Raw genomic sequence first — 24,751 nt, forward strand, 5'->3', positions numbered from 1 at the left:
CACTGTGGGGAGCCGGAAGTTAAGGCTCCTGTAATAGCGTCCGCGGCGGCGGACGCAACAGATCGCCTTCATCAAGTCCGGCCAACACCTGCACCATACCCGCTTGGCTCGGCCCCAGTTTGACGAAGCGACGCTCAGCAACCCCATCGCGCTCTACCCAAACCAGGTTCAACTGCCCCAAACTGGCAACCCGCTCTAGCGGGATCCGAATTTGCTGTTCTGAACCGGCAGGGATTTCCAGCCGGGCATACATCCCGGGCAGCATCTGCGCATCGTATTCCAGACGTGCCTTGATCAGGAAAGAGCGTGAGCCGGGTTCAGCGGCAGGAACCAATTCTTCAATCTCGGCGGCAACCGTCCGGCTCAAGGACGGAATCTCCACCCTCATCGCCTGCCCGGCCAGCAGCGTCAACGCCAAGCGCTCACGCACGTGTGCTTCCACCCGCAAGGACATCGGGTTGTATAGCGAAAGCAGCTTGATGCCTGGCACAGCGGTGTCGCCCGGCTCAGCAAAGCGATCGATCACGCGACCGCTGATTGGCGCCCTGATCTCGGCATAGCTCAATGCGGTTTCCGCCTCCTGCAACACCTGCTGCGCCGCCGCCTGATCGGCCAGTAAGGCATCGCGATTAGCCAGCGCCCTGTCAAGATCTGCTTGCGCAATCAGCCCCTGCTGGCGCAAGGATGTAGCGCGCTCGTAGTTCTTGGTCGCCTCGGTCAGGCGCGCCTCAGCGGCCTTGATGGATTCCAGCGCCTGCGCGGTACGAGAGCGTAAATCCGACTGCTCCAACGATATCAACACCTGTCCGCGCTCAACCATATCGCCAGAGCGCACCTCAATATTCTCGATGCGAGCCAGAATCCGCGAGGATATATCAGTGGACTGACGCGCCTCCAGGGTCGCCGGCACGGATTCTGTCAGACTCACTGACTGTGACTCTACGCGCCATAAGTCACTGGTGCTGGCTGACGTTAGGGCAACCGTTGCGGGCTCTATGCGCGAGCTGAACAACCCGGCCATCCACAACACCACCAGCAACAATAGCGCGATGGCAAGCACCGGCACTATCCAGTTTGCAACTCGTTTAGCCATGGCCGATAACCTCCTGCTCGGACTCATCAAACACCAGTTGATACACCACGGGTATGACCAGCAGCGTGAACAGGGTTGAAGAGAAAATACCAAAAATAATTGCCAGCGCCAGACCACTGAACACCGGATCCAGAATGATCACCAGATTGCCCAGCATCGTGGTGCCAGCGGTCAGCAAAACCGGGCGCATACGTACCATGCCCGCCTGCAACAGCGCGTCGCGTAGCGCCAGTCCTCGCGCTCGGGCCTGACCGATAAACTCGACCAGTATCAGTGAATTACGCACCACAATACCGGCCAGGGCAATCATGCCAATCATGGCTGTGGCGGTGAACAGTATTGGCTCCGGAGCTCCTGCCACCTCGCGCTCGCCAATCTGGTTCAACAACCAGAAGCCAGGCATGATGCCAATAATGGTCAATGGAATCGCCGACATGATAATGCCCGACAACGCGGCCGAGCCGGTCTGGATTCGTAATACGGCATAGATGGCCACCAGCGCAAAGGCAAATGCCAAGCCCATATCGCGAAAAACCCGCACGGTTATGTGCCACTCACCTTCCCCGGTCCACACCACCTCAATGGTTTCGGGCAGACTCCAACCATCGCCCCCACCCGGATTCAGAAACGAACGCGAGCGCCAGTCGTTGGCACTGGCGGGCGTCTCATCGCGGTCTGCGACCACATCGGCTATCACCTCAGCGGGAGTGCGTCCGGATAACTCTGCAGTAACGTAGACAACCGGGCGCAGGTCCTTATGCAGTATGACCGGGTCGACGGCCTGATACTCAAACCTGCCCAGCTCACCCACAGCGACCAGCGGTTGCGGCGCCGCGTCTATGCCGCCGCGACTACTTTGCTGCACAATACCGGCGCGCCCCTTGACCATAAGCGCCTGCAGATCAGTAACACTGGCACGCTGATGGGGCGGCAGTTTTAATTCAATGGGCAACGGCTGCGCCTCATCCACCAGGTTGAGGTAGCCGGCCACGTAGCCCTGATTGGCGATAGCGAGATTGAGATTGATATCTTCGGTGGCAATACCCGATAAGGCGGCCTTTTGCTTGTCCGCCACAAACCGCAGTCGCCGCTGCTGCGCTACTTCCACCGAAGAATCTACGTCAACTACGTGGGCTTCACGCGCCAGACGATCGCGCAGCTGCAGCGCAGCAGCGCTAAGCTCCGCGTAGGAGGACAATTCATCACCATAAACTTCGGCCACCAGCGTGCTCATCACCGGCGGCCCGGGTGGCGCCTCCACGACTTTAACGCTGACGCCGTTTTGATTGAGCGGTGCCAGCAGCTCACGCATGCGCAGCACAATCGCATGCGACTGATGCCGGCGCTCGCCCTTGGCGGCCAGAGTGATACGAAGATCGGCCAGGTGTGGCTGCTGACGCGCGTAGTACTGGCGCACCATGCCATTGAAGTCGATGGGCGAAGGCTGCCCCGCAAACACAGCGACGGCACGCAGCTCTGGCAACTGTAATAGTACATTCGTCACTTGCTGTGATTTGGCGGCGGTAGCTTCCAGCGTCGTGCCTTCGGGCATATCAATGACAACCTGGACTTCATTCTTGTTGTCAAACGGCAGCAGCTTCAGCGGCACCAGACGTAGCAGCGGCAGCAATGCCGCCATAATAAACATCACCATGACTAATGCCAGCAGCAACCAGCTGCGACGCCGGTCGCCCAATACGGCACCGAGCAGGCGGGTGTAATAGCCTGCCAGCGCGCCTTCGCCGGCGCCTTCAGTTTGCGGCGGTTGTGCTGTCGGGCCGGTTGCAGAATCGCCGGTCGATTGAATAGTCGGCTTCAGCAATTTACTTGCCAGCCACGGCGTCACCATAAACGCCACCACGGTACTGGCAATGACACTGAGCGGAACATTGAACGCCATGGGCGCCATGTACGGCCCCATCATGCCGGTTATAAATGCCAGCGGCACAAAGGCCAATACGATGGTCAGCGTGGACATCAGCAATGGCACACGGATCTCTGCCATGGCATCAACAATACGATCTTTGGTATCGCCTGCACCGGTGCGCAACTGGCGCTCAATATTGTCGACTCCGGTGATCGGGTCATCTACCACCAGACCCAGCGAGAGAATGAGCGCAAACAATGTCACCCGGTTGATGGTGTAGCCAAAGTACATATCCAGCGCCAGGGTAGCCCCGTAGCAAATAGGAACTGCCAACCCCACCACCAGCGCTGGACGCCAGCCGAGGAAAACACCGATAAAAACAACGACAGTGAATATCGCGAACGCCAGGCTCAGGCTCAGGTTGTTGACCTTGGCGTTGGCGGTTTCGCCGTAATCCCGGAGAACTTCTACATGTATCTCTGGCGGCAGTAACTCGGCGCGCATGAGTTCCAGGGAGCGGTGGACCTGACTAGCAACGGCTACAGCGTTGCTGCCCCTCTGTTTGGCCACGCTAATGCTCACCATAGGATGCTGGCCGGGGTCACTGGCGTACCCGGGATGACCGGGCGCTAGACTCAACCACGTGTAGTTATCGGGTTCGGCAGGGCCGTCAACGACCATCGCCACTTCTTGCAGGTAGACCGGCACCCCATCCACGACGTTAACCACCAAAGCGGCAAGCTCATCTGCTGATTGCAAAAAGTCGCCACTTTCGAGCTGGATCGACTCATTACCCAATGACCAGTCTCCGGCACTTTGCAGGCGGTTTGACAGTTGCAGGGCGGAGACAATATCGGTGGCTGTGGTCTTGCGCGCAGCCAGGCTTTCGGGGCGCAGCAAAATCTGCATCAATCGCGGTCTGCCGCCACTCACATTGACCTCGGAGGCCAGCGGTATGCGCTGTAGCACCGTGGAGATTTCGTCTGCAATTCGGCGCAGGGCAAAATCGTCGTAGCGCGCCGGGGTATCACTCCACAGCCCCAACAGGAGAATCGGCACGTCGTCCACTTCTACCGGACGCATCATCCAATCGCTGACCACGCCAGGTACTTTATCGCGATTTGAATTCAGCTTGTTGTAAGCGTTGAGAATAGAGTCCTCGCGATCCTCCCCCACATAAAAACGCAGAGTCACCACTGCCTGTCCACGCGATGATGCCGAATAAACATGCTCGACACCCGGGATTTGCGCGAGCAACTTTTCCAGCGGCACCACCACCTGACGCTCGACCTGACGCGGACTCAAGCCGGGCGCTGTTACCAGCACATCAACCATTGGCACCACAATCTGCGGCTCTTCTTCACGCGGCGTAAATTGCAGCGCCAGCAAGCCCGCAATCAGGGCAACCAAAAAGATAATCTTTGGAAACGCTCCCTCAAGCCCTGAACGGACCAAACGATCCAGCGGGTTCATGCGCAGAGCACTCCCTCAGTCACAAAAAATGTCGTACAGCACATGCAGCACTCTCTCTACTCTGGCATCTGCCAGGCGATAAAAAATGGACTGCGACTCGCGCCGCGTAGCCACCAGGCCCGCCTCGCGCAATACAGACAAGTGCTGCGATAGTGCAGACTGCGACAAAGGCACCCGCGCATTGAGATCTCCAACGGACATCTCCTCTTCAAGTAGCACACACAAAATCATCAGGCGTTTGCTGTTCCCCAATAACTTGAGGAACTGTTCTGCTTCCTTGGAGCGCTCCGCCATTTTCTCTGGTTCTATTTGCATTATCTGTTCGCTAGTCCGCAGCGGGACCGCACGCCTGATTGGAAATTACCTGAAGTATAGACTTAATATTAGTTTTGTCTACATTAGAGTTTACTTATATAAATGATTAAACTATTCTTTGAATCAAGTCTCACCGAAACACCCTGAGGAGAAACCAGCATGCTCAAAACTATTCCAGAACTCGTTGCCGAAGCCAGCGACGGTCTACGCTGTATTAGCGCGGAAGAGGCATTCCGGGAATGTGGTGGCAATAGCGGCCACGTGATAGACGTGCGCGAGCCCGGCGAAGTTGACCTGCATCCGGTTTCGGGGTCACTGCATATCCCTCGCGGTGTGCTGGAAATGAAAGTGCTTGAATTAAGCCAGGACCCACAGACGCCAATTTACATTCACTGTGCCTCGGGCGTCCGAGCCAGACTGGCAGCAGCGCAGCTCATGCATATGGGTTTCACTCAAGTGGCGGCTATCAGTTGTAACATTGAGCAGGTTAAAGCGGCCTGCGATAATCAGTCTGCCGCTGCCAAGGGTTAAGCGCCGGCGACGACCATACCGTCGCGTATAGAAAGCACGGGCGCAGCCGGCAGCCGGCAACGCGCCCCTACGGGACTTAGGCAATCGCCCGAACGGCGGTCAAATTGGTAGCCATGCCAGGGACAGCTCAGCACGTCCGGGTTAGTCAAATCCGTTGCCAGCGGACCCAGCAGGTGCGGACAAATCGTGGGTACGGCAAGCAGCTGCGAGTCACGCTCGATCAGCTCAAATTCCTGGCGCCGCCACTGAAACCGAAACGGTAAACGCTGGGCTACGGCGGCCTCGGTGCCCAGCACAACCTGCGCATCTGCCGAGCGCCTTTCGTCCAGACGGCGCTGCCGCTCCCGCATCATTGCTTCATCCTCGTCCCACAGCTGCTGGTATACGTCGCGGTAGATTTGCCCCATGCCATCGACTTGATCCGCCGCCACATCAGCCACCAGAAACTCGACCTCTACAGCCGTTGCATCACCCTGAGAACGCAACCCCGTCCAAATCTCCGAAAACTGTTTACCATGGCTGTAGGTTCGAGCAACGTAGCGATCCGACATAACACACAGCTCAATATGCCCGACATGCTCAGCATCGGACCAGCAGCGCCAACCCCATGCACCCGCCTCGTCCAACTCACTAAAACTGAACGAGGTATCATGCAGGTGAGGCAAGTGCTCCCAGTCCAGCACATTCTCCCAAACCCGCTCTATGCTTGCGCCTACCAGACGCGTATAGGTAGCCACAGAAACCAACTCAAGACCATTGGGATTGCGATTCAGTGGGTCAGCTTGCAGCGCAGACATAGATAAGCATCCATCATCGAAGTACTTGTAAGATAAGCCAGCATATCATTCGCCGGCAGCCACTCCGGTAAGATTAAGTTGAGCTGCACCACTCCACTCAAAGTCATCCAGCTGCAGATGCCGCGTCATCTGCCAGTAATCCACGATGCGCCAGGGCAGCAGTGAGAATACGCGCCCGCCGGCGTTACGATAATAACTCTGTAATTTCGGGTGGCTCCAAATCAGCTGCTCGTGTTCGGCATCGACGCGGGCCACAAAGTCCGCCTGCACGTCAGCAAGCACCTCCATGCTGCCCGCATTGCTGTTGAACAATGTCAGCAGGCAATCGACAATATAACGCGCCTGAACCTCGGCCTGAAACATCGCGCTACCGCCGTGACCCAGACCGGTGCTAGGTCCCATCATACAAAACAGGTTGGGGAACCCGGCAACGGTAATACCCAGATGTGCGGTGGGGTTGTCGTGCGCCCACTCGGCGGCCAATTGCCGGCTATCGCGCCCGGTTATATTGAGTCGCGCCGCCATTTTTCCTACCTGAAAGCCGGTCGCCAAAATCACCACGTCAAACTTCTCAACACCACCTGCCGCGGTTGCAATACCACGCGGATGAACCGCGCTGATAGGGTCTGTTTGCAGGGTCACATTAGACTCCAGCAAAGTATCAAACCAGCCATTGTCCAACAGTATGCGCTTTCCGTAAGGCGGGTAATCAGGCACGCATTTATCCAGCAGGTCACTGCGACCCGCCAGTTTCTGCTCTATATGCGCCAACATTTCTTCACGATGTCGATCATTAATCCTGTTCATCGACCGCTGCGGATGTGACCACTGCGGGTCTTTGCGCAAATACGGTAACAAGCCGTCACCATAGCGCCAGAACATAGTGAAGCGCAGCCAGGCGGCATAAAACGGCACGTGATCCAGCAAAGTGCGGGCGGCCTCGTTTATGCTTTCGTGGTAGCGCGGAATAGGTCTGGCCCATTGCGGGGTGCGCTGGAAGATAGTGAGGTGCTCAACCTCGCCAGCAATCGTTGGCACTATCTGCATAGCGGATGCGCCGGTACCGACAACCGCTACGCGCTTGCCGGACAGCTCAAGTCCAGCGGGCCAACGCGAGCTATGAAATAGCGGACCGTCAAAATCTTCCAGTCCCTCAATGGAGGGTAGCGCTGGTAAGTTGAGTTGTCCTACGGCGCTTACCAAAGCACGAGCCCGCAGCGTTTCGCGACCCTGCTGACCACTGACAGTAACGTGCCAGCACTGCTCAGACTCTTCCCAAACAGCCCCCTCGATCGTGCTACTGAAACGGATATGCGGATACAGCCCATTGTTCTGCGCGGTGAGTTGCAGATAATCCTGTATATCCGCTCGCGGCGAGAAAAAACTGCTCCAGGCGAAGCGCGGCCCAAACGAGTAAGAGTAGGCATGATTGGGCGTATCAACACCGCAGCCGGGATAGACATTCTCCCACCAGGTGCCTCCGACCTCAGTATTCTTGTCGAGAATTTGAAATTCAATGCCCGCTTCCAGCAAAAACTTGCCCAGGGCAATTCCACTAACACCGGCGCCGACAATAATCACGGGCAGCAGTTCGCCCGTTAGCGGAGTTCGCAGCGGGGGCAGTTCACGCAAGAGAGGCTCAAAACCCATTTGCTCCAGCATCATAGGTGCGTACTCGGCCGGCACTTCCTCGCCGAGGCAAACGCTCATCATCCGCTGCAACAGAGTCTCATCAGGACGGCTAATTGCCGGCGATATTGCTGCAGCGGTTAGCAGTTCCAACGCCGCCGCCCGCACCTCCTGTTGCAACTGCGGACTAAAGCCGGCGTCCTCATCAGCAATCAGGCGCACATCACGCCTCGGCCGATACGGCTCCTGCAGCCAACGCTCTTCGCCACTGAGGTGATACATCACCATCAATAACACCCGCAAATCTGCCGCCGCCAATGCAGCAGTCAGCTGTTCACGCGTCAGCTTATCTATCTCTCCCACTGTGCCGACCTCCATAACGCCCTACGCCACAACATTGCAGCCTAAAGCCAGTATCGCACAGCATGGGAAGCCTCGGCACTCACGGGAATGGCAAAGAACCACAAAAAAAAGCGCCTTCCCCCGATTGGGGGAAGGCGCTGGAAAGATCACTTGAACGCGATCTGAGCAGCGTTCTAAAGCAGCAAAATTAGCCTACAAAGGCCTTGCGCGGCTCACTGACGCCTTGAGCGTCGGTGCCCTTCAGATAGGCCAACATAGTGTCGGCATCTGACACTTCAAAGGGGTCGGTCGGGCAGAGATCGCCAAAATCTTGCTCAGCAAACATCTTTTCGATAGTGCCGTCGTTAACCAGCATCGAATAACGCCAGGAGCGCATGCCAAAGCCAATGTTAGACTTGTCTACCAGCATACCCATCTTCCGAGTGAATTCGCCGTTGCCATCAGGCAGCAGGAATACATTCTCGTTGCCCTGCTCTTTGCCCCACTTGAACATCACAAACGCATCATTGACTGACACACAGACTATCGCGTCTACACCTTGCTCCTGAAACTCCGCATAGAGCTCCTCGTAGCGAGGCAGATGGTTTGAAGAACAAGTCGGCGTAAATGCACCCGGTAGTGAAAATACCACCACCTTCTTACCAGCAAAAATGTCTTGGCTGGTCAGATCCTGCCAACGGTAAGGATTATCTCCACCAACGGACTCATCTCGAACCCGAGTGTTAAAGACGACGTCCGGAATACGGTTATTAACTATCATGGCAACTCCTTGGTTACTGTAGGTTTCAGGCGGCATACTATAGACATTTATTAAATCGGTAAAATGAATTAAATAGGAATTATTGATCGCTTTAATTGATCAAAAGATGCGACCGATAGTACCGGTTCTGCACCCAAAATAGCGGTGCTATAATCGCGCGCCGCCCATAATGGGCCATTCACAAACAGAGGATCAGATGGAAACCAAAGGGCTACAGAACTTTTTTTGGTCAGTGCGCAGTAATCGCGCCTTCGAAGCCTTTGTTATCGTCGTTATTATCGCCTCCGCGCTGCTGGTAGGCGCAAAGACCTACAATATTTCGGGTAACTGGCGCACTGTTATTTACGTTCTCGACTGGATCATTACCCTGATCTTCCTCACCGAAATAAGCGTCAGATTTCTCGGTGAAAAGCGCAAACTGGACTTTTTCAAGCAAGGCTGGAATATATTTGACACGCTTATTGTGGTCGCCAGTCTGGTGCCGATTGAAGACAGTGACATGGCCTTGGTAGGCAGACTGATCAGAATTTTTCGGGTGCTGCGGCTGATTTCTATTATCCCGGAAATGCGCATATTGATGAACGCGCTGATTAAGGCACTGCCCCAGTTGGGCTATGTGCTGGTGCTGATGTTCATCATCTTCTATATCTATGGCGCCATCGGCAGCATGCTATTTGCAGAGATCAATCCGGCACTGTGGGGCGATATAGCCCGCGCCATGCTCACGCTGTTTCGCGTCATGACATTCGAGGACTGGACCGATGTCATGTACGAAACCATGGTGCTATACCCACTCAGCTGGAGCTATTACCTATCCTTTATCTTCCTGTCCGCCTTCGCCTTCCTCAACATGGTGATCGGCATTGTGGTCAATGTGCTAAATGAGGAAAACGACCGCGTCATGCTGGAAGAGCAGGGCTTAACCAAAGTCAGCCTCAACGAGATCCACACGCAGCTTAATGATATACAAAGCATGCTCGCGCTCGCCGAAGCCAAGCGGAGCAATCAGGAGTAGGCCAGCCGGGGAAAACGCAGCTTATGCAGTAAGGTCTACTACCACTTTTCCCTCTACTTTACCGGCCGCAATATGCTCAATGGCCTTGCGCCCGTCGGCAAAGGAAAACACCTGCTGCATGCCACTTTTGAGATCTCCCCCCGCCCAATGGGAAATGAGATCCTCATGTGCAGCCAACATAAATTCGGGCGAATAGCCCACCGGCATCGCGCCCACCAATGAGATATTGCGGGGCAGGGTTTCGGGCAGGCTTATAAGCGGCCACTCGCCAGAGGCATAGCCGATAATCACAAAGCGGCCCTCGAAGGCGGTTGCCTTGAACCCGGCTCGGCCCGCCTTGCCACCGACTGGATCGAACACCACACTGGCTCCCTGTCCATCGGTCAGTGCCAGCGCTGCCTCGGTAATGTTTTCCTTACGGTGATCAATAACTGCATCGGCACCCAGGCTCTGACAGAAAGCAGCCTTACGCTCACCGCCGGCGACAGCAATCACCTTGGCTCCCTTGGCACGCGCCAGCTGCACAGCGGCAGAACCGGAACTGCCTGATGCACCCAGCACCAGCACAGTATCGTCGGCACTGAGACGGGCGCGCTGCACCAGTCCAATCCACGCAGTGAGGTAGGGGATGAAAAAACCCGCTGCTTCTACACCAGTCATACCATCGGGCACCGGCAGCGCCATGGCCTCAGCCATCAGGCAGTATTCAGCCAGACCGCCATATTGCTGTTGAAATAACGTTGGGCCCATTACTCGCTGACCCAGCAGCGCTGGATCAACGCCATCACCCACTGCAACCACTTTACCGCAGGCTTCCTGTGACGGCGTAAACGGCAGAGGCGGCACCAGCGGATAGTTATTCTGGCACATGAAGACATCGGGTAAGCCCAGGCCAGCAGCTTCTACCTCCAGCTTCACTTGGCCAGGGCCGGCCTCAAAATCGGCAAAATTTTCGTCCAACTCAACCACTTCTCGCGGCTCTCCAAAATTCTTTACTCGCCAACTACGCATGTCTGTGGTGCTCCTGTTTTACTATTCAAAAAATCAAACCACCTAGTGAAGTACTGACAACACCTGTTCAATATAAAAGGGCAGTACTTCCTCCATAGTTTCGCGCTCTACGGCCCGAGACTCGCCCAATCTGACAATCACCAGATCGTATTCCGGCACTACCACAACGTACTGGCCAAGATGGCCACGCAGAGAATAAAAAGCTGGCTCGTTCTCCGTATTTAGCCAAGTCGAAAGCCCGTAGTCAGGTGCGCCGCGCACACTACGCATTGCTTCAACAAACGCAGTGGGCACCAACTGCTGACCCTCCCAGACACCATCTTGCAGCATCAGCTGGCCAAAGCGGGCGAAATTCCGCGCGCTAGTATTGATACAACAAAACGCCAGCTCCATACCCGAGTTGTCCAGATGCCAAAGCCCATCTGCATCCATACCCAGAGGCTGCCATAGTTTTTCACTCAGGTAGCCACTGAGGGTTGCTTCGGGATCGGATTGTTGCAGGGCTCTGGCCAGAGTCGTTGCCAATAATTGGGTTGAAGCACTGGAGTAATAGAAATAGCTCTCCGGGGTTTTACTGAATTCCCCGTCGAGCACAAAGTCGGTCACATCATCACCGTAAACCAGCTTTACGGTCGGGCTCAGCGCGCTGTAATAGCGTTCGTCCCACTCGTAGCCTGAAGTCATAGCCGACAAGGAACCGAGGCTTGCCAGCCGGGCATTAGGATCCTCTGAAAATTCTGGCAACCAATCCAGCAGCGGTTGCTCCAGCCCCTCAACGCGGCCTTCCTCAATAGCTATACCCAGCAGCAGGGTCAGCACTGTCTTGGCCATGGAAAAAGAATTGGTCCTGCTTTCGGCTGTATAGCCCTGTAAGTATTGTTCAGCCACCACTTCACCGCGATGCAACGCCAGAAACGCAATCGCATCATTGTCGCTTAGAAATGTGAGCAGCTCTTCTGGCAACGGTCGCAGACCGCCAGCAGCCTGAGGCCAAGGCTGCACGTTACCCCCCTTGATTACGCGAGTTGCGAAAACCTCATGATCATTGATATTGGCAGTCTCATTGCCTGCCAGATAAGTCCGCTGTAACGCGGTCACCAGGTACTGATTGTCAGTCACCTGTAGCAACCCCAAAGCCACTATGACCACAGCAATCAAGCCGACCAGAATACGTCCAATTTTCATCAATAAACTCCGGGTTCATCCCTGCCATGAAGGCAGGAAATTGCCACAGAGTTTACACCATGAAGCCGGCAACGCGCGCTATGTAGCTACAGGATACGCGGCAAGCCGGTGATCCGTGTGCACATGGGGAATGCTGCGGGGCATTCAGGCAAACGGCCAAGAATGGGAGCTTTCGTGAGTTTGAGTCCACATTACGCTAAATCACCGGCCACAGAATCGGTACCTGTATCACACTTGAGACTAAAGCGGGTTGACCGCATCAAGGCTCGGGAGTGAAATCGGAACCAAGCAGCGATGACTGCCCGGGAATGCCAATCCTGCACTACAGCAGGCAGCGGCGTAGCCAACCAATAAAAGCCAAACAGGGATTATTACGATGAGCAATACAGACAACAAAGAAAATCCAGCACTGAAGCAACGTATCAGCGCTGAAATCGCCAGTCAGGTAGAAGAGTTTCTGCGTAGCGGTGGCAACATAGAAGTCGTCGACAACCACTCGGTGACAGTCGCTGCTATGCCCAAAGGAAGTGTCTGGGACGACAGCAGCACCAGTAATCTGCTGGGTTAAATCTCGGCAACGATTTTCAGGTGACCCAACCGCCACTGAAAGCAAAGCTCTGGCCGACGAAAAAATTCACTTCGCTGGAGGCCAGGAACACGGCGAACTGAGCGTCTTCCTCAGGGGTAGCAAGACGCCCCAATGGAACCTCATTGCGAAGACGACGTTGAAACGCGTCTAGCTCCTGTACTTCGGGTGGAAAGTAAGTCGGGTTATCGACAAAATTCTGGGCAATCAGGTTGATCTGGATATTCTCCGCTGCTACCTCGGCACCGGCCGCTCTGACGTAGGCGATTTGAGCCCCGCGCGCAGCGCTATAAGTAGTTACCTTCGGCATACCTCGCAGGGCGGAGGCACTGCCCATCACCACTATTTTCCCCTCTCCCCGGTCCAGCATCTGCGGCAATAGTGCACGGAATAAGCGCGGCAAGGGATCTACTAAATGCGAAAAAGCGTGTCTCCACTCTTCTTCAGTCACGTCCACAATAGCAGTCCGCGGTGCCGGAATTGCCAGGTTGGCAATTAGCACGTCAACCCGACCGCTGCGCTCTACTAGCGCTTCGGCTGCACCGGGCTCTGCCAAAGTCTCTGGCGCGGCGATAACCTCAGCACCATAAGCGGCAAACCCCTTACACAGTGCGGGCCCCATAAATTCCTCAGACTGAGTGATCAACACCCGCTTGCCCGCCAGACTATCCCCTATCCTATCCATTCAAATTCTCCATTAAAGTCAGTACCTCCAGTATTAGCCGGCACAGTTATTGCGCAGCGAACAAAAGATGCGGCGTCCACATTCGCTGCTGTAATACACAGCACAGACGTCTGGACGTGGTATCTGACGTAAGCTAGTCTCCCGCATCACCCCCAGTCGCGAGCCCCATCATGACCGCTACCTTTATCGACAATGAGCTGGCCACCATCAAGGCCATGTTGCACGATTACCCTGCCGACAAACCAGTAGTAATGCTGAATCTACTCCGCTTTGCCCAGCAAGCCAATTTCAAAGCTACGGATAATGCTGAACCCTGTAGCGGCATGGAAGCCTTTATGCACTATAGCGAGGGTGTAAGCCCGCTCATTGAAAAGGCTGGCGGAGCCGTTATATGGCAAGGGCGCCAGGCAGCTATGCTGATAGGACCCAGCGACAAAAATTGGGAACTTGTAGTGCTAGTGCGTTATCCATCTGCCCGCGCTTTTGTTGAAATGATCAGCTCAGACGCCTATCAGAAAGTGGCCTTCTACCGCAGTGCAGCCTTAGTTGACTCGCGCCTGATAGCCCATCAAGAATTCTAACGCTGATTGAGGCCTAGCTGGCAGCAACGCTAGCGGATTCATCCAGACTCCAACATTGGCGAGTGACCAGGCGCAGAATCGCATACAACAATAGTCCCACCGGACCCACCATCAACGTCGCCAGCAGACACGGCACAACCAACCAGTGGTTGATCCCCAGACGGCGTGAGTCACGCACCTGCCAGGCACCCACAAAAAGATCGAAGGCCAAATAGTGGATCCATCCACCAAGCACTGCCATAGGGCTCTGAAACAACAGCATCACGCCCTGTAGTGAGCCGAATCCGGCGCCCTCGGGACCGGGAGGACCAAAGAACAGTGCCCACATATACGGCACCGCCAACAGCGCGGGTATCCATACCGCATGCACTAGCACTGCAGTAACTCGATGATGGGGAAGTACTAGCAGTAATAGCCAAGCCGGCAGCACGGCATAGTTGGCAATTGCAAAGAGGGTATCCGGACTCATGGGCAAATCTCCATGCTGCGACGCAGCTGTTATCTTATGCCCACCAGCATGGCGCACGCGGGATTTATCCACAAGGTCATCCGCGCAGACTCAAACGGCACAGAGTCAGTGCAAATCAGCGGCCCTGTGCCGACGACTTTATCGGCTTCAGTTCCAGAATGCGGATATTGCGCAACCACACCTTGTCCCAATGATCCTGGAACCCAATGTGACCGCGCATTAGTGTGCCGTAGCGAGGGCGATCAGTAAATTTGCTCTCCGCGTATAACGCCTGCCACTGTGGACTGCCCTGCGTAAAACTAGCGGTGACGCGTCCGTTCAAACGGAACTCAACATCGGCCCCGTTGGCGACGATATGCACCTGATTCCAACTGCCCGCCGCCACCGTAGTATCGTGATCGGGAGCGATCATATCGTAGTACGCACCCGCGCGATGTGTGGGGTTACGCGCATCCCAGTGCCCGGCGTTGTCCAGAATCTGCATCTCATACCCGCTGTGATGAATGCTATCGCCCAGTTCATCACCCCGGATAAAGATACCGCTGTTTCCGGAATCGGCAATACGCCACTCCAGCTTCAACTCAAAATCTCCAAACTGACGCCGCGAAATAATATCGCCACCACCACCAACACGCGCCAAACAGCCATTTTCTATAGCCCAGCCAGGATCCAGAGTCGCCTGTTGATAGCTGCGCCAATGCTCCAGGCTACTGCCATCGAAAAGCAGTTCCCAGCCGGCATCAGCCTCCTGTGCTGTGAGCCCATTGATACACTCTTGCGCTTCTATTATGGGATCATCACCACAACCCATAAGACCGTTAAGACAGCCCAGTAAAAGTGTTCCTTTCAAGCCTAACGTGATTCGCCCCATCGCTTTTTATTCTCCAGGCTGACCAAAAAACATATTGCTCTACAAGCAGATAGTGCCGTAATGCAGTGCCACACTCACCATACCCTTAAATCTCGCTAAGTGGCGCCTTGCATAAGGCATTAATAGACAGCCAGCAAGCGCTCGCTATCGCGCGGCATCAAACACCGGGAATAGGCAGAGGCGCGGCACGATGTCGCACCTTGGGCCACACCTCGTCGGCAAATAGCTGCAGGCCGCGCCAGGCAAACTCAGGGTCCAGGCCACCGAGCAGTGGCGTAAGAATGAAGGTTGAGCAATCGTCCATTGATTCAATCAACGCCACCGCCTGCTCCGGAGTTAATACCTGATAGGCGCCGCTGCGCCGAAGATCATCGACATCAACACCGCCAGCGAAAGGACCCGCCGCTTTACCGTAAGCCTCTATCGTCCACTCCGCGTAGGACTCGACACAATGCACGACATGCGGCGCAATCGTCGCCCACGCCGCTTCTACATCATGTGTGACATAAGTATATATAGGTCCGAGCCGATGGAACTTTTCACCTGGGTCGGACTTGCCCAGGCGCAAACGCTCGGCTCGGTAGACATCCCAGTTCTCGCCATTGGGTGGAAAAAATCCGTCGGCAATATCTGCAGCTCGCTTGGCAACTGCCGGATGCGCGCCGCCCAACAACAGCGGTGGCGTCACCTCGGGTATGGGAGTCACTGTGACTCTGCGGCCCTGATGCTCAAATTCCTCGCCACTCCAGGCCTGACGTAACACGCTGAAGGCATCAAGATACCCCTGCTTACGATCCTCGCGGCGGGTACCAAACATCTGAAATTCGTAGGGTCGATAACCGGCGCCAATAACCACCTGCATACGATTGCCGCTTAACAACTGCAGCACGGCAAGGTCCTCCGCCAATTTTACCGGCTCGTATAGCGGCGCTAACAATACGTTGGGACGGATGGTAACTGAACTTGTTCGTGCCGCTATCGCTCCGGCCACAGCAATTGGCGAAGGCAGGTAGCCATCGGCGCTGGCATGGTGCTCGCCCAGGCTGACGCAATTGAAACCCAATTCATCGGCCCAGCTGAACATGTCCAGTGCTGCCGCATACAATTCACCTGCCGGCGCACCGAATGCAGGTGCTCGAAAATCAAAGCTGATAACAAATTCCATAATAACTATCGTTTCCCGTAACTATCGTTCCCTGTAACTAAAGCTAACCCCCGAGTCACTCGGGCGCTCGATACCAAATGGGTGAGGACCAGGCCCGCTCCTGAATTACCGGAGCATAAAACGCTTGCTGCGCAGGATCGATACAGCACTTCCCGTAAACGTCGCCGCTGGCACCATTCTCTTGCGCCAGTAAAGTGGCCTCAGCCGCCTGTGTCTCACAGCTATTGGCAAACGGGTTCACACCCGCGGCCTGACATTGCAATGTGCTCCAGCGACAGCTTGGATTTTCCAGTAATCGCACATAGTAAAACGCGCTTTCCGTGGACTCGAAGGTCGGGTCCTGCCATACCTGACAAGATTGCTGTATGCCACTACCGACCCGAGCACAGGTGTTCGAATCAACGCCTGAGCCGTTATCGGCAACACCATCAATATCATAGACGCGCTCGTGGGTGACACCATCCGCATCCACCCAGCCCTTAATAATTTGCACTCGCTGTAAATCCGTGCCGGTTGAAGTCAGCGTACCAGCATCTTTGCGCGCACTAACCAGGAAGCGCGGCGCAGAACCGGTAGCAGATAAAGTCACTTCGCCGCCCATGGGAACGCCCTGATCATAGGCGGTGTCAATCATATCGGTCTGCTCGCACAGGTCTGGCGCATAGTCGCCAGCAAAGAAACGTAGCACTGGCCGCGTACCACTGGTGGCGTAGGTCTCCTTACGTCGCAAAGCATCAAAGATGCTGTCACGAGAATTCTCCTGCGCCCAGACCACGGCGTGGCCGCCGGGGTTGGCAAAGAAATGGTCCTGTACGTTGTTGTACTCGGAATCACGCCGCCCTAGATGACCCACATAATTGTCTTCCTCGGCACTGCCAGGCGCGGCACTGTGAGTATCGGTACTACCGATAAAACCCATCACGAAAGGATTGGTGCCCAGCGTGTCGGCCAGAGCCAGGCCGTCCTTCAGTACGTTGCGCACCATATTGCGCCGTGCAAAAGATTCCAGCTCTACCGATGCGGCCCTGTCAGTACGTACCTCACCATGGACAGAGCCAAGCATGTTCAAATTATCCGCCGCAATCTGCTCAAAGTCGCACTGCTCATCTACTGTACCCAGTCCCATGCCTCGCAAACGATCGTAGCGGCACTCCGACGCTCCCTTGTGTTGCACCAATTCCACCACCGGCTCGAAAAACAAACGGTCGGTGAGCTCGGTCGGGGTTTGTGGGTCGCGGAACATCATGCCACCCGCCAGGTTGGGGTTATGCGGTATCGCCATTACGTCACAGCCATTATCGAGCTCAGTGCATCGCTCGCGTAACTGCCGCCAAAGACTGGGAAAACTCTCAAGCCCAGTGTCGTATACGGTCACCGGCTGCTCAGCAACCTTGTCATTACGGAAGATGACATTGCGATGCATATTGTTCTGATCAAAAGCCTCAGTATATTCGTAGGCTACAAAGGTAGTGAACTCACAGTTGGCGCTGCGATCATAATGCTCTTCTGCAGCTTGCTGGACTTTGTCCCAGGTTTCAGTATCCGCTTCCGCACAATCAGATAATGTGCAGGCAAAGGATTCAGCCGGGAGCGCTTCCAACTGGCCACCCAGGTGCGTCCACCAGTTAGCGGCCAATAACTGTAGCCATATATTATTGGCGCGCGTCATGGCGCAATGTGGCCACCAGTAACCCAGCTTGCTGCTATCGAGGGTGCACACATTAACCTGGCCAAAAAATTCTGCATGATCGGTTACCGCGGCAAAATCCAGCGGTCGACCGATGCGGGCGCTGACACTTTGCTCGCCATTGGCGTCGGGCAATACAATGGTGCCGCCGCGGGCATAATCGTAGGCGTCCCAGGGGTCGCGGCGCTGACTGGACAGGTAACTATCAAAGGAATAACTGGTGTGAACGTGTAAGTCCCCAAACAACGGTTGCCGGGTTTCTTGATAGTCGGCACAGGGCTCCCTTTGCTCAGTGCGCTCAAAGGCCTCGCCCGCGATAGGTAATAGCAGTAGCAAGATGGCAGCGCTAGTCTGCAGTTGGTTGGTAATTTTCACAGTAGGCTCCTGTGGCAGCCTACACGCGATGGCGGTGACTGCGCGATTCCCCGATAGAGCAGAGCATAGCCGTCCAATAACCGACAGGCCATAACAATCGAGGCCAACCGGATGGCTAGCGTGGCCCGCACTCGCCCAGTGCCCCAGCCGCCAGTTCGATCGACCGCTGCATATCGGCTACACTATGAGCCTGTTTTAATTAGGAGATGTTGTCATGTTTACCGATATGCGTAATGGCACTGCAGAAGACTGGAAGCACATTGGCCGTGCCCACACCGAATATTTTCGTAAAACCCCCCAGCACCTTATGGATATGTTGAAAAGTCTGGAGCAGGTCACGCTTGGTTTCGCCTGCGACCAGTTGCAGCACAGCCTGATGACCGGCACCCTCGCCAGACGCGACGGCGCTACCGATGAGGAGGTGGCCATCGCCCTGCTCCACGATATTGGCAAGGCGGTCAATATTCCCAATCACGGTGCGATAGGCGCGGAGCTCATGCGTCCTTATGTTTCCGATGATGCCTACCACGCGATCTACAACCACCAGCACTTCCAGGGCAAGTACTACTATGAGTTCGCCGGTGCCAGTCCGACGATGCGCGATGATCACGTTCAAGAGAGTTGGTACCCGCTGGCCGAGAAGTTGGTAGATCGTTGGGATGCACCAGCGTTTGACCCCGATTTCGAGGTGGATAGTCTGGAGTCCTTTGAGCCTTTGCTGAACACTATCTTCGCCATGCCTGCACGCGCCGTCGGCTGAACGAAATTGCGATTGATGCTCTGCTCGCGCCAATCTCAGCAGAGCTCAAACAGGATCAGCCATGCCTGAAGCCTATACCGCACCCCTCATATTCAGTGGACATGAGTGGTTAGTCGACCATGCAGTAATAGTCGACGGCCCACGCATCGACTCGGTAGCCCCGCTCAAGGATTTACCCACGCACGCTAACCTGATCAATCTTGAGCAGGGGATGCTGGTGCCCGGGCTGATCGATTTGCAGGTCAACGGTGGTGGCGGCGCCCTGCTCAACAACAGCCCGGACGCAGGCTGTGTGGCACAGATTTGTAATGCGCATCTTGAACGCGGTACCACCAGTTTGCTGCCTACCCTACTGAGCGACACCCGTTCGGTTACCGAGTCGGCCATTGCAGCCGTAAATAGTTGCGACAATCCTGGGGTTCTCGGTATTCATCTGGAGGGACCACACTTCGCAACCAGTCGTCGCGGCGCGCACGCTGCCGATCGCCTGCGGCCACTGGAAAATGACGATGTTGAAGCGCTCTGCAAGCAGGCGCGGAATTTGCGCACAGTCCTTACGCTGGCACCTGAAACCGCAACGCCGCAACAGATCAGCCAGCTGAGCGCGGCCGGTGTTATGGTCTGCGGCGGGCATAGCGAAGCCACCTTCGAACAAGCAGAAGCGGCCATTGCCGCCGGCTTGCGCGGTTTCACACATTTGTTTAATGCCATGAGCCCGCTAACTGCGCGCAAGCCTGGCATGGTCGGGGCGGCATTGAGTAGCGACACCACATGGGCCGGCATTATCGCCGATGGCCATCATGTGCACCCCGCTGCAATCCTTACCGCGTGGCGCGCCATGGCGCCGGGAAAATTGTTTCTGGTCAGCGATGCCATGACCAGCGCGGCCAGCGCACTCACAAGTTTCCCCCTGTACGGTGCAGAAATTGAGTTGCACAACGGAAGACTGCAAACCTCCGACGGCGTACTCGCCGGCAGCAATATCACGTTACTGGATGCCGTTAGCTATTGCTACCAAACCGTAGGACTGGACCTGGTCGAGTGTCTGCGCATGGCTTCATTATACCCCGCTCAGTTTCTACGCTGTGACGACCACCTCGGCAGACTGGCAGCCAACTGTCGCGCCGACATGCTCCATCTTACTGACGGCTTAGACGTATGCTCTACGTGGCTGGCCGGCAAGCGCCGCACCTAAACCAGAAGAACGCCGACTGCTACCCATCCACCATTGGTGCATGGCCTCAGTAGTGTTATAAAGACAATTAAAAAATCCAGGATACAACGCCAATGAAAACCCTGCGCAAATGCCTCTTAATGTTCCTAGTGCTGTCGCCGGCAGTAGTTATGGCGCAGGCAACGCCGCAAAAAGATGCCAACATAAGAAACATACTCGAGAACGAAGAAAGCAGCGACATCGTAATTCAGCAAAAGGGCGACAAGCTCGATATGTCGACGCCGCTGTCCTCACTGGTGTTTCTGAAGAAGGCGCTGGACGAAGAGGACTTTGCTGTTGCCGGGACTTTTCTTGATATGCGCTATCTGCCGCCGGAGGTAGCCGAGCTGGACACCCGCGACCTGTTGCTGCAATTACGTTATGTCTGGGGTCGCCAGGAAATTCTCGATATCAACACCATCAGCGATAACGTTGAAGGGCATCGGGGAGACGGGCTGCCCGATTATCGCGACCAGATTGGCACTATCGAAACCAGTGACGGAGCCGTACCGGTCTACATGCAAAGGGTACCCGACGGGAAAGGTGGTCGCGTGTGGAAGATATCCAACGCAACCGTGGCCAATATCCCCGAGATGTGGGAGGAACTGGGCTACAGCGCGGGCACGCAGTATCTGGCGGATATTTTACCGAGCTTTCGTATCATGGCGCTGGAGAACTGGCAGGTTGCAATAATCCTGGCGATGTTCGTTTTTGGCTGGCTGGGCGCCACCCTTTTAAGCCTGGGCCTGGAAAAACTTCTGGTGCGGCGCTCAGGCCCATTTATGGACGCCATCAGCCGCTTTCTGCGACTGCAGTTTCGAATTTTCTCTTTCTTCATGATACTAAGACTTGGCGTAGCGGAGCTCGGATTGTCGCGCTACTCCATGGTGGTATTGCAGTCCAGCGGGCTGATTTACATCGGCATCATGGTACTACTGATGGGCTTGATCAACCTGACCAAGGGTTATCAGACCAGACGGCTAACAGACGCCGGCAACGAGCACTATGTTGCACTGCTCAAGCCTCTATCGACGGTAACAAAAATTGTCGTTGTCATTATCATCGGCCTGATCTGGGCAAAAAATGCCGGCTACGATATGTCCACAGTGCTGGCAGGTCTTGGTGTAGGTAGCCTCGCGGTAGCACTCGCGGCCCAGAAAACACTTGAAAACATCATCGGCGCGATCACTATCTACAGCGCCCGACCCATCAAACCCGGTGACTTCTGCCGCTTCGGAACTACCGTCGGCACGGTAGAAGAGATCGGCCTGCGTTCGACCATGATACGCACCCTCAATCGCACATTGGTCAGCATTCCCAACGCGGTGTTCGCTGCCGATGAGGTGGAGAATTTCTCCGAGCGCGATCGTATTCGATATTTCCGCTACCTGCGTCTGGAAATAGCCGACATTGACACATTAAACCGATTATTGGAGCAACTGCGAGATACCTTTCATAACACAGAAAGCGTAAGAGCCGACACCATCAGTATTCGACTGGACGAGATCATCGACAATACCGTTCACATCCGCGTTGATGCCGGCATTGCGACGCAAGACTACCAAGAGTTTCTGAAAGTCGCTGAACAGCTCAACCTGGCAATCATAGGCCTGGTGGCCACCAGTAATATCCGCTTCTCTGGACCAGGGCAGCTTTTACATCTGACTCATGCTGGCGACGACGATAAGGACCCAGTAGAGAAAGTCATGCAGCAAGCGGAACCCGAACCCAACTAGACCGCAAAAGGCGCGCTGCTGTAGAGACGAAACCGCACGTCAATAGTCACCACCAGCCTTTGCAGCGCCGCAACCCGGGCCTTGCCTTCGGCGCTGGCCCGATACAGGTGCGGCGTCATCAACAACAGTTCAGCAATCCGCTCCTGTGGAAGTTCTGCAGTGGTGTAAGTAACCCGGGATTCCTGCTGCAACTGAAAACCAGCCGCCGCATAACTATCCTTGGCATCATCGGCTTTTGCAGTCAGTTGCGGGTAGATTAAACGCCGTAGCTCGAGCAAATGCTCGGTCCCGGCTTCGGCTATTAATAATAGTCCACCAGATTTAAGGACCCGACCAAACTCCGCCAGCTCAGGAAACCCGAACAGGCTAAGTAGCATATCGGCACTGGCATCGCGCAGCGGAATCTGGCGATTACTGGCCACTAACCACGTGGCAGGCACACGCGGGGCTGCGGCTTGCACAGCCCACTTGGAGATATCAAAACCGACAAAGTTGTCGGCAAGGTCTGGCACTGCCTCCAGCAGATGAGCATCGTAATAGCCCTCACCACATCCGGCATCGACCACTGTCGACAGTCCTGATCCAGCTGCTGCGGCTACCCGCGCCAGTTCCGCCGCCAACTGCGCGTAATAGCCGGCGTTAAGAAAATTGCGCCTGGCTGTGATCATAGCCTTGCTGTCACCGGGATCACGAGAACGCTTTTCCTGCGCCAGCAACAAGTTCACATAACCCTGACGCGCCACGTCAAAGCTGTGCCCCTGAGGGCATGCCAGCACGCCAGACTGTAAATCCAGAGTGAGCCCATCTAGCGGACAACAAAGCGCCTCATGCGCCTGAAAGCTCAAAAGGCTGACACCGGGGTGACGGCGCCGATCAACCCGACATCAATACAGCTTGGACAATTCAACAAAAGATTACTCCGCAATTGTGTGCAGTGTAGCCCAGAACGCTGGCTTGCTCGCTTCCTGCTCACGCCTGAATCAGTGCAGATTATTGAACAGCGGCGGCAAACAGCGCGCTATGTTGCCCAGGCACTGCCACAGCAACAAGCTCGCGCTATACTCTGCTGCCAGTCCACACGTTAGGAAGGAACCAAAATGGCAGATTCGGAGCGCCGCGCCCGCGGCTTGGAGATGATCAATAAAGTGTACGCCGGCGATGTCGTAACACCCGATGAGGGGTACGCCTTTACCGATATCATGTTGGAGCAGCTATTCGCTGAAGTATGGTCGCGCGATGTACTGTCTGTGCGCGACCGCCGTCTGCTATTACTGGGTATCATCGCAGAAAAGGGTGAAACCATGACCTTTGGCATTCAAGCCAAAGCAGCGCTGAAAAATGGTGAACTCAATGCCGAAGAACTGCGTGAACTGTTGCTAATGATTGCGCAGTACGCCGGTTATCCTCGAGCGGCTAGCATGCTGGGGCCATTAGAGCAGGCGATAGCCCAGGTCGAAGGCGAAAAGGCTGAGAGCTGATGCAGCGCGTGACGGCCATGTCCTAGCGCCGCGTTATCAAGCCTGAAAACACTCGGCGCAATAGGTGCCAGCGGCACTATGGTGCACTAGAATGGACGATACCCGGCAATACCCCGGGCTGAAGGAGAAAGTTCTATGTCCAGCGCTACCCATGCCGCCATCGAGCAACTGATGACGGAAATGCAAAAGTCGGTCATCGGTCAGGATGCAGTAGCGAGGGCTCTCACTATCGCCCTACTCTGCAATGGCAATGTCATGCTCGAAGGCCTTCCCGGCACAGCCAAAACCCGCTCGATTAAAACCCTGGGGCGAGTGCTGCAGGCCGATTTGGGCCGGGTGCAGTTCACCCCCGACTTACTGCCGTCTGATGTCACCGGTACCGAGGTCTATCAAGAGGTAGCTGGCAAACAAACGCTGACCTTTCAAGAGGGTCCCATTTTCAATAATTTGCTACTGGCCGACGAGATCAACCGCGCGCCCGCCAAGGTCCAGTCGGCACTGCTGGAAGCCATGGAAGAACGTCAGGTGACGGTGGCCGGCAAGACCTATCCGCTGCCTGAGCTATTTATGGTGCTGGCCACCCAGAATCCGATTGAACAGGAAGGCACCTACCCGCTGCCAGAGGCACAGATGGATCGCTTTCTGATGAAAGTCAATATTGATTACCCTGACACCAGCGGAGAGCTCGGCATTGTGCGGTTGGTGCATGGCGAGGAACAAGCTCAGGAGGCTGTACCGGCAAGTATCTCGCAGCAACATATTTTTGAGGCCAGAGAGCAAGTGCGCAACATTCACATCAGCGAAGCGGTAGAGCAATATCTGGTTGACTTGGTCATTGCGACCCGCGAGCCACAGCGCTACTCGGAGGATTTACAACGCTGGATCCAGGTAGGTTGCAGCCCGCGCGCCAGTATCGGCATGCACCGCGCGGCACGTGCCGAGGCCTGGCTGGCGGGTAAAGACTTTGTCGACCCCGATGATGTGCGCAGCGTCATGCACCCGATACTCAGGCATCGACTGATTCTCAGCTACGACGCTTTGGCCGAAGGCATTACCAGCGATCAGGCACTGGATGCTGTGATGGAGCAGGTGGCAGTCAGCTAACG

The 24,751-nt window shown here is 55.5% G+C and carries 23 protein-coding genes; 9 read left to right on the forward strand and 14 right to left on the reverse strand.

From position 1 onward, the window contains the following. Positions 1-19: 19 nt before the first annotated feature. Genes EYC98_RS02325 through EYC98_RS02335 form a run of 3 tightly spaced genes read right to left on the reverse strand, consistent with a single transcriptional unit; the run spans position 20 to position 4,748 of the window. Positions 20-1,093: an efflux RND transporter periplasmic adaptor subunit gene (locus EYC98_RS02325; protein WP_279243693.1), complete on the reverse strand. Its 1,074-nt coding sequence runs from the start codon at positions 1,091-1,093 to the stop codon at positions 20-22. Further along, positions 1,086-4,433, reverse strand: coding sequence for an efflux RND transporter permease subunit (locus EYC98_RS02330; RefSeq protein WP_279243694.1), 3,348 nt, complete (start codon positions 4,431-4,433; stop codon positions 1,086-1,088). Before EYC98_RS02330 ends, EYC98_RS02325 begins: the two co-directional genes overlap by 8 nt. A gap of 15 nt (positions 4,434-4,448) precedes the next feature. Further along, positions 4,449-4,748: an ArsR/SmtB family transcription factor gene (locus EYC98_RS02335; RefSeq protein WP_279243695.1), complete on the reverse strand. Its 300-nt coding sequence runs from the start codon at positions 4,746-4,748 to the stop codon at positions 4,449-4,451. Between the two features lie 159 nt (positions 4,749-4,907). Here EYC98_RS02335 and EYC98_RS02340 point away from each other — a divergent pair, with 159 nt between their 5' ends. Then, positions 4,908-5,279 (forward strand): rhodanese-like domain-containing protein, encoded by a 372-nt coding sequence (locus EYC98_RS02340; protein WP_279243696.1) that lies wholly within the window; start codon positions 4,908-4,910, stop codon positions 5,277-5,279. Here EYC98_RS02340 and EYC98_RS02345 read toward each other — a convergent pair. The 3 genes from EYC98_RS02345 to EYC98_RS02355 all read right to left on the reverse strand — a co-directional run bounded on the left by EYC98_RS02345 (position 5,276) and on the right by EYC98_RS02355 (position 8,828). After that, positions 5,276-6,076: a Rieske (2Fe-2S) protein gene (locus EYC98_RS02345; RefSeq protein ID WP_279243697.1), complete on the reverse strand. Its 801-nt coding sequence runs from the start codon at positions 6,074-6,076 to the stop codon at positions 5,276-5,278. The genes EYC98_RS02340 and EYC98_RS02345 overlap by 4 nt on opposite strands. A 45-nt stretch (positions 6,077-6,121) precedes the next feature. Further along, complete coding sequence (locus EYC98_RS02350) at positions 6,122-8,068, reverse strand: flavin-containing monooxygenase (RefSeq protein WP_279243698.1); 1,947 nt, start codon at positions 8,066-8,068, stop codon at positions 6,122-6,124. Between the two features lie 187 nt (positions 8,069-8,255). Then, positions 8,256-8,828, reverse strand: a complete 573-nt coding sequence (locus EYC98_RS02355; RefSeq protein WP_279243699.1) for a peroxiredoxin — start codon at positions 8,826-8,828, stop codon at positions 8,256-8,258. Between the two features lie 196 nt (positions 8,829-9,024). Between EYC98_RS02355 and EYC98_RS02360 the strand changes: the two genes are divergently transcribed. Further along, complete coding sequence (locus tag EYC98_RS02360) at positions 9,025-9,843, forward strand: ion transporter (protein WP_279243700.1); 819 nt, start codon at positions 9,025-9,027, stop codon at positions 9,841-9,843. 21 nt (positions 9,844-9,864) lie between these two features. On the opposite strand, the gene EYC98_RS02365 is transcribed toward EYC98_RS02360, so the two are convergent. Together EYC98_RS02365 and EYC98_RS02370 are read right to left on the reverse strand one after the other, a co-directional pair. Next, positions 9,865-10,854: an NADPH:quinone oxidoreductase family protein gene (locus EYC98_RS02365; RefSeq protein ID WP_279243701.1), complete on the reverse strand. Its 990-nt coding sequence runs from the start codon at positions 10,852-10,854 to the stop codon at positions 9,865-9,867. A gap of 42 nt (positions 10,855-10,896) precedes the next feature. Then, positions 10,897-12,039, reverse strand: a complete 1,143-nt coding sequence (locus EYC98_RS02370; RefSeq protein ID WP_279243702.1) for a serine hydrolase domain-containing protein — start codon at positions 12,037-12,039, stop codon at positions 10,897-10,899. Positions 12,040-12,415: 376 nt separating this feature from the next. Here EYC98_RS02370 and EYC98_RS02375 point away from each other — a divergent pair, with 376 nt between their 5' ends. Next, positions 12,416-12,607 (forward strand): hypothetical protein, encoded by a 192-nt coding sequence (locus EYC98_RS02375; protein WP_279243703.1) that lies wholly within the window; start codon positions 12,416-12,418, stop codon positions 12,605-12,607. Positions 12,608-12,623: 16 nt separating this feature from the next. Here EYC98_RS02375 and EYC98_RS02380 read toward each other — a convergent pair whose 3' ends face one another. Then, entirely contained in the window at positions 12,624-13,310 is a 687-nt protein-coding gene (locus tag EYC98_RS02380) for an SDR family oxidoreductase (RefSeq protein WP_279243704.1), read from the reverse strand. Between the two features lie 170 nt (positions 13,311-13,480). Here EYC98_RS02380 and EYC98_RS02385 point away from each other — a divergent pair, with 170 nt between their 5' ends. Further along, positions 13,481-13,891, forward strand: a complete 411-nt coding sequence (locus EYC98_RS02385; protein WP_279243705.1) for a DUF1330 domain-containing protein — start codon at positions 13,481-13,483, stop codon at positions 13,889-13,891. A 13-nt stretch (positions 13,892-13,904) separates the two neighbouring features. Here the strand turns inward: EYC98_RS02385 and EYC98_RS02390 are convergent, their stop codons facing one another. From EYC98_RS02390 to EYC98_RS02405, 4 genes are all read right to left on the reverse strand, one after another. Beyond that, a complete protein-coding gene (locus tag EYC98_RS02390) occupies positions 13,905-14,360 on the reverse strand; it encodes an ABA4-like family protein (RefSeq protein ID WP_279243706.1) in 456 nt (151 codons plus the stop codon). A gap of 115 nt (positions 14,361-14,475) precedes the next feature. After that, the gene (locus EYC98_RS02395) at positions 14,476-15,231 is read right to left on the reverse strand and encodes a 3-keto-disaccharide hydrolase (RefSeq protein ID WP_279243707.1); all 756 of its coding nucleotides are present in this window, start codon (positions 15,229-15,231) and stop codon (positions 14,476-14,478) included. Between the two features lie 157 nt (positions 15,232-15,388). Beyond that, entirely contained in the window at positions 15,389-16,396 is a 1,008-nt protein-coding gene (locus EYC98_RS02400) for an LLM class flavin-dependent oxidoreductase (protein ID WP_279243708.1), read from the reverse strand. Positions 16,397-16,451: 55 nt separating this feature from the next. Further along, a complete protein-coding gene (locus tag EYC98_RS02405) occupies positions 16,452-18,458 on the reverse strand; it encodes a DUF3604 domain-containing protein (RefSeq protein WP_279243709.1) in 2,007 nt (668 codons plus the stop codon). A 214-nt stretch (positions 18,459-18,672) separates the two neighbouring features. Between EYC98_RS02405 and EYC98_RS02410 the strand changes: the two genes are divergently transcribed. The 3 genes from EYC98_RS02410 to EYC98_RS02420 all read left to right on the forward strand — a co-directional run bounded on the left by EYC98_RS02410 (position 18,673) and on the right by EYC98_RS02420 (position 22,167). Further along, a complete protein-coding gene (locus EYC98_RS02410) occupies positions 18,673-19,218 on the forward strand; it encodes an HD domain-containing protein (RefSeq protein ID WP_279243710.1) in 546 nt (181 codons plus the stop codon). Positions 19,219-19,279: 61 nt separating this feature from the next. Beyond that, entirely contained in the window at positions 19,280-20,413 is a 1,134-nt protein-coding gene (gene nagA / locus EYC98_RS02415) for an N-acetylglucosamine-6-phosphate deacetylase (RefSeq protein ID WP_279243711.1), read from the forward strand. A gap of 92 nt (positions 20,414-20,505) precedes the next feature. Further along, entirely contained in the window at positions 20,506-22,167 is a 1,662-nt protein-coding gene (locus tag EYC98_RS02420; protein WP_279243712.1) for a mechanosensitive ion channel family protein, read from the forward strand. Here EYC98_RS02420 and EYC98_RS02425 read toward each other — a convergent pair. Continuing rightward, positions 22,164-23,012, reverse strand: a complete 849-nt coding sequence (locus EYC98_RS02425; protein ID WP_279243713.1) for a putative RNA methyltransferase — start codon at positions 23,010-23,012, stop codon at positions 22,164-22,166. The genes EYC98_RS02420 and EYC98_RS02425 overlap by 4 nt on opposite strands. 252 nt (positions 23,013-23,264) lie before the next feature. Between EYC98_RS02425 and EYC98_RS02430 the strand changes: the two genes are divergently transcribed. Beyond that, positions 23,265-23,645: a carboxymuconolactone decarboxylase family protein gene (locus EYC98_RS02430; protein ID WP_279243714.1), complete on the forward strand. Its 381-nt coding sequence runs from the start codon at positions 23,265-23,267 to the stop codon at positions 23,643-23,645. A 135-nt stretch (positions 23,646-23,780) separates the two neighbouring features. Further along, on the forward strand, positions 23,781-24,749 hold the full coding sequence (locus EYC98_RS02435) for an AAA family ATPase (protein WP_279243715.1): 969 nt from the start codon (positions 23,781-23,783) through the stop codon (positions 24,747-24,749). Positions 24,750-24,751 lie beyond the last annotated feature (2 nt).

Source organism: Candidatus Litorirhabdus singularis, from assembly GCF_026262625.1.
GTDB classification, from domain to species: domain Bacteria; phylum Pseudomonadota; class Gammaproteobacteria; order Pseudomonadales; family Halieaceae; genus Litorirhabdus; species Litorirhabdus singularis.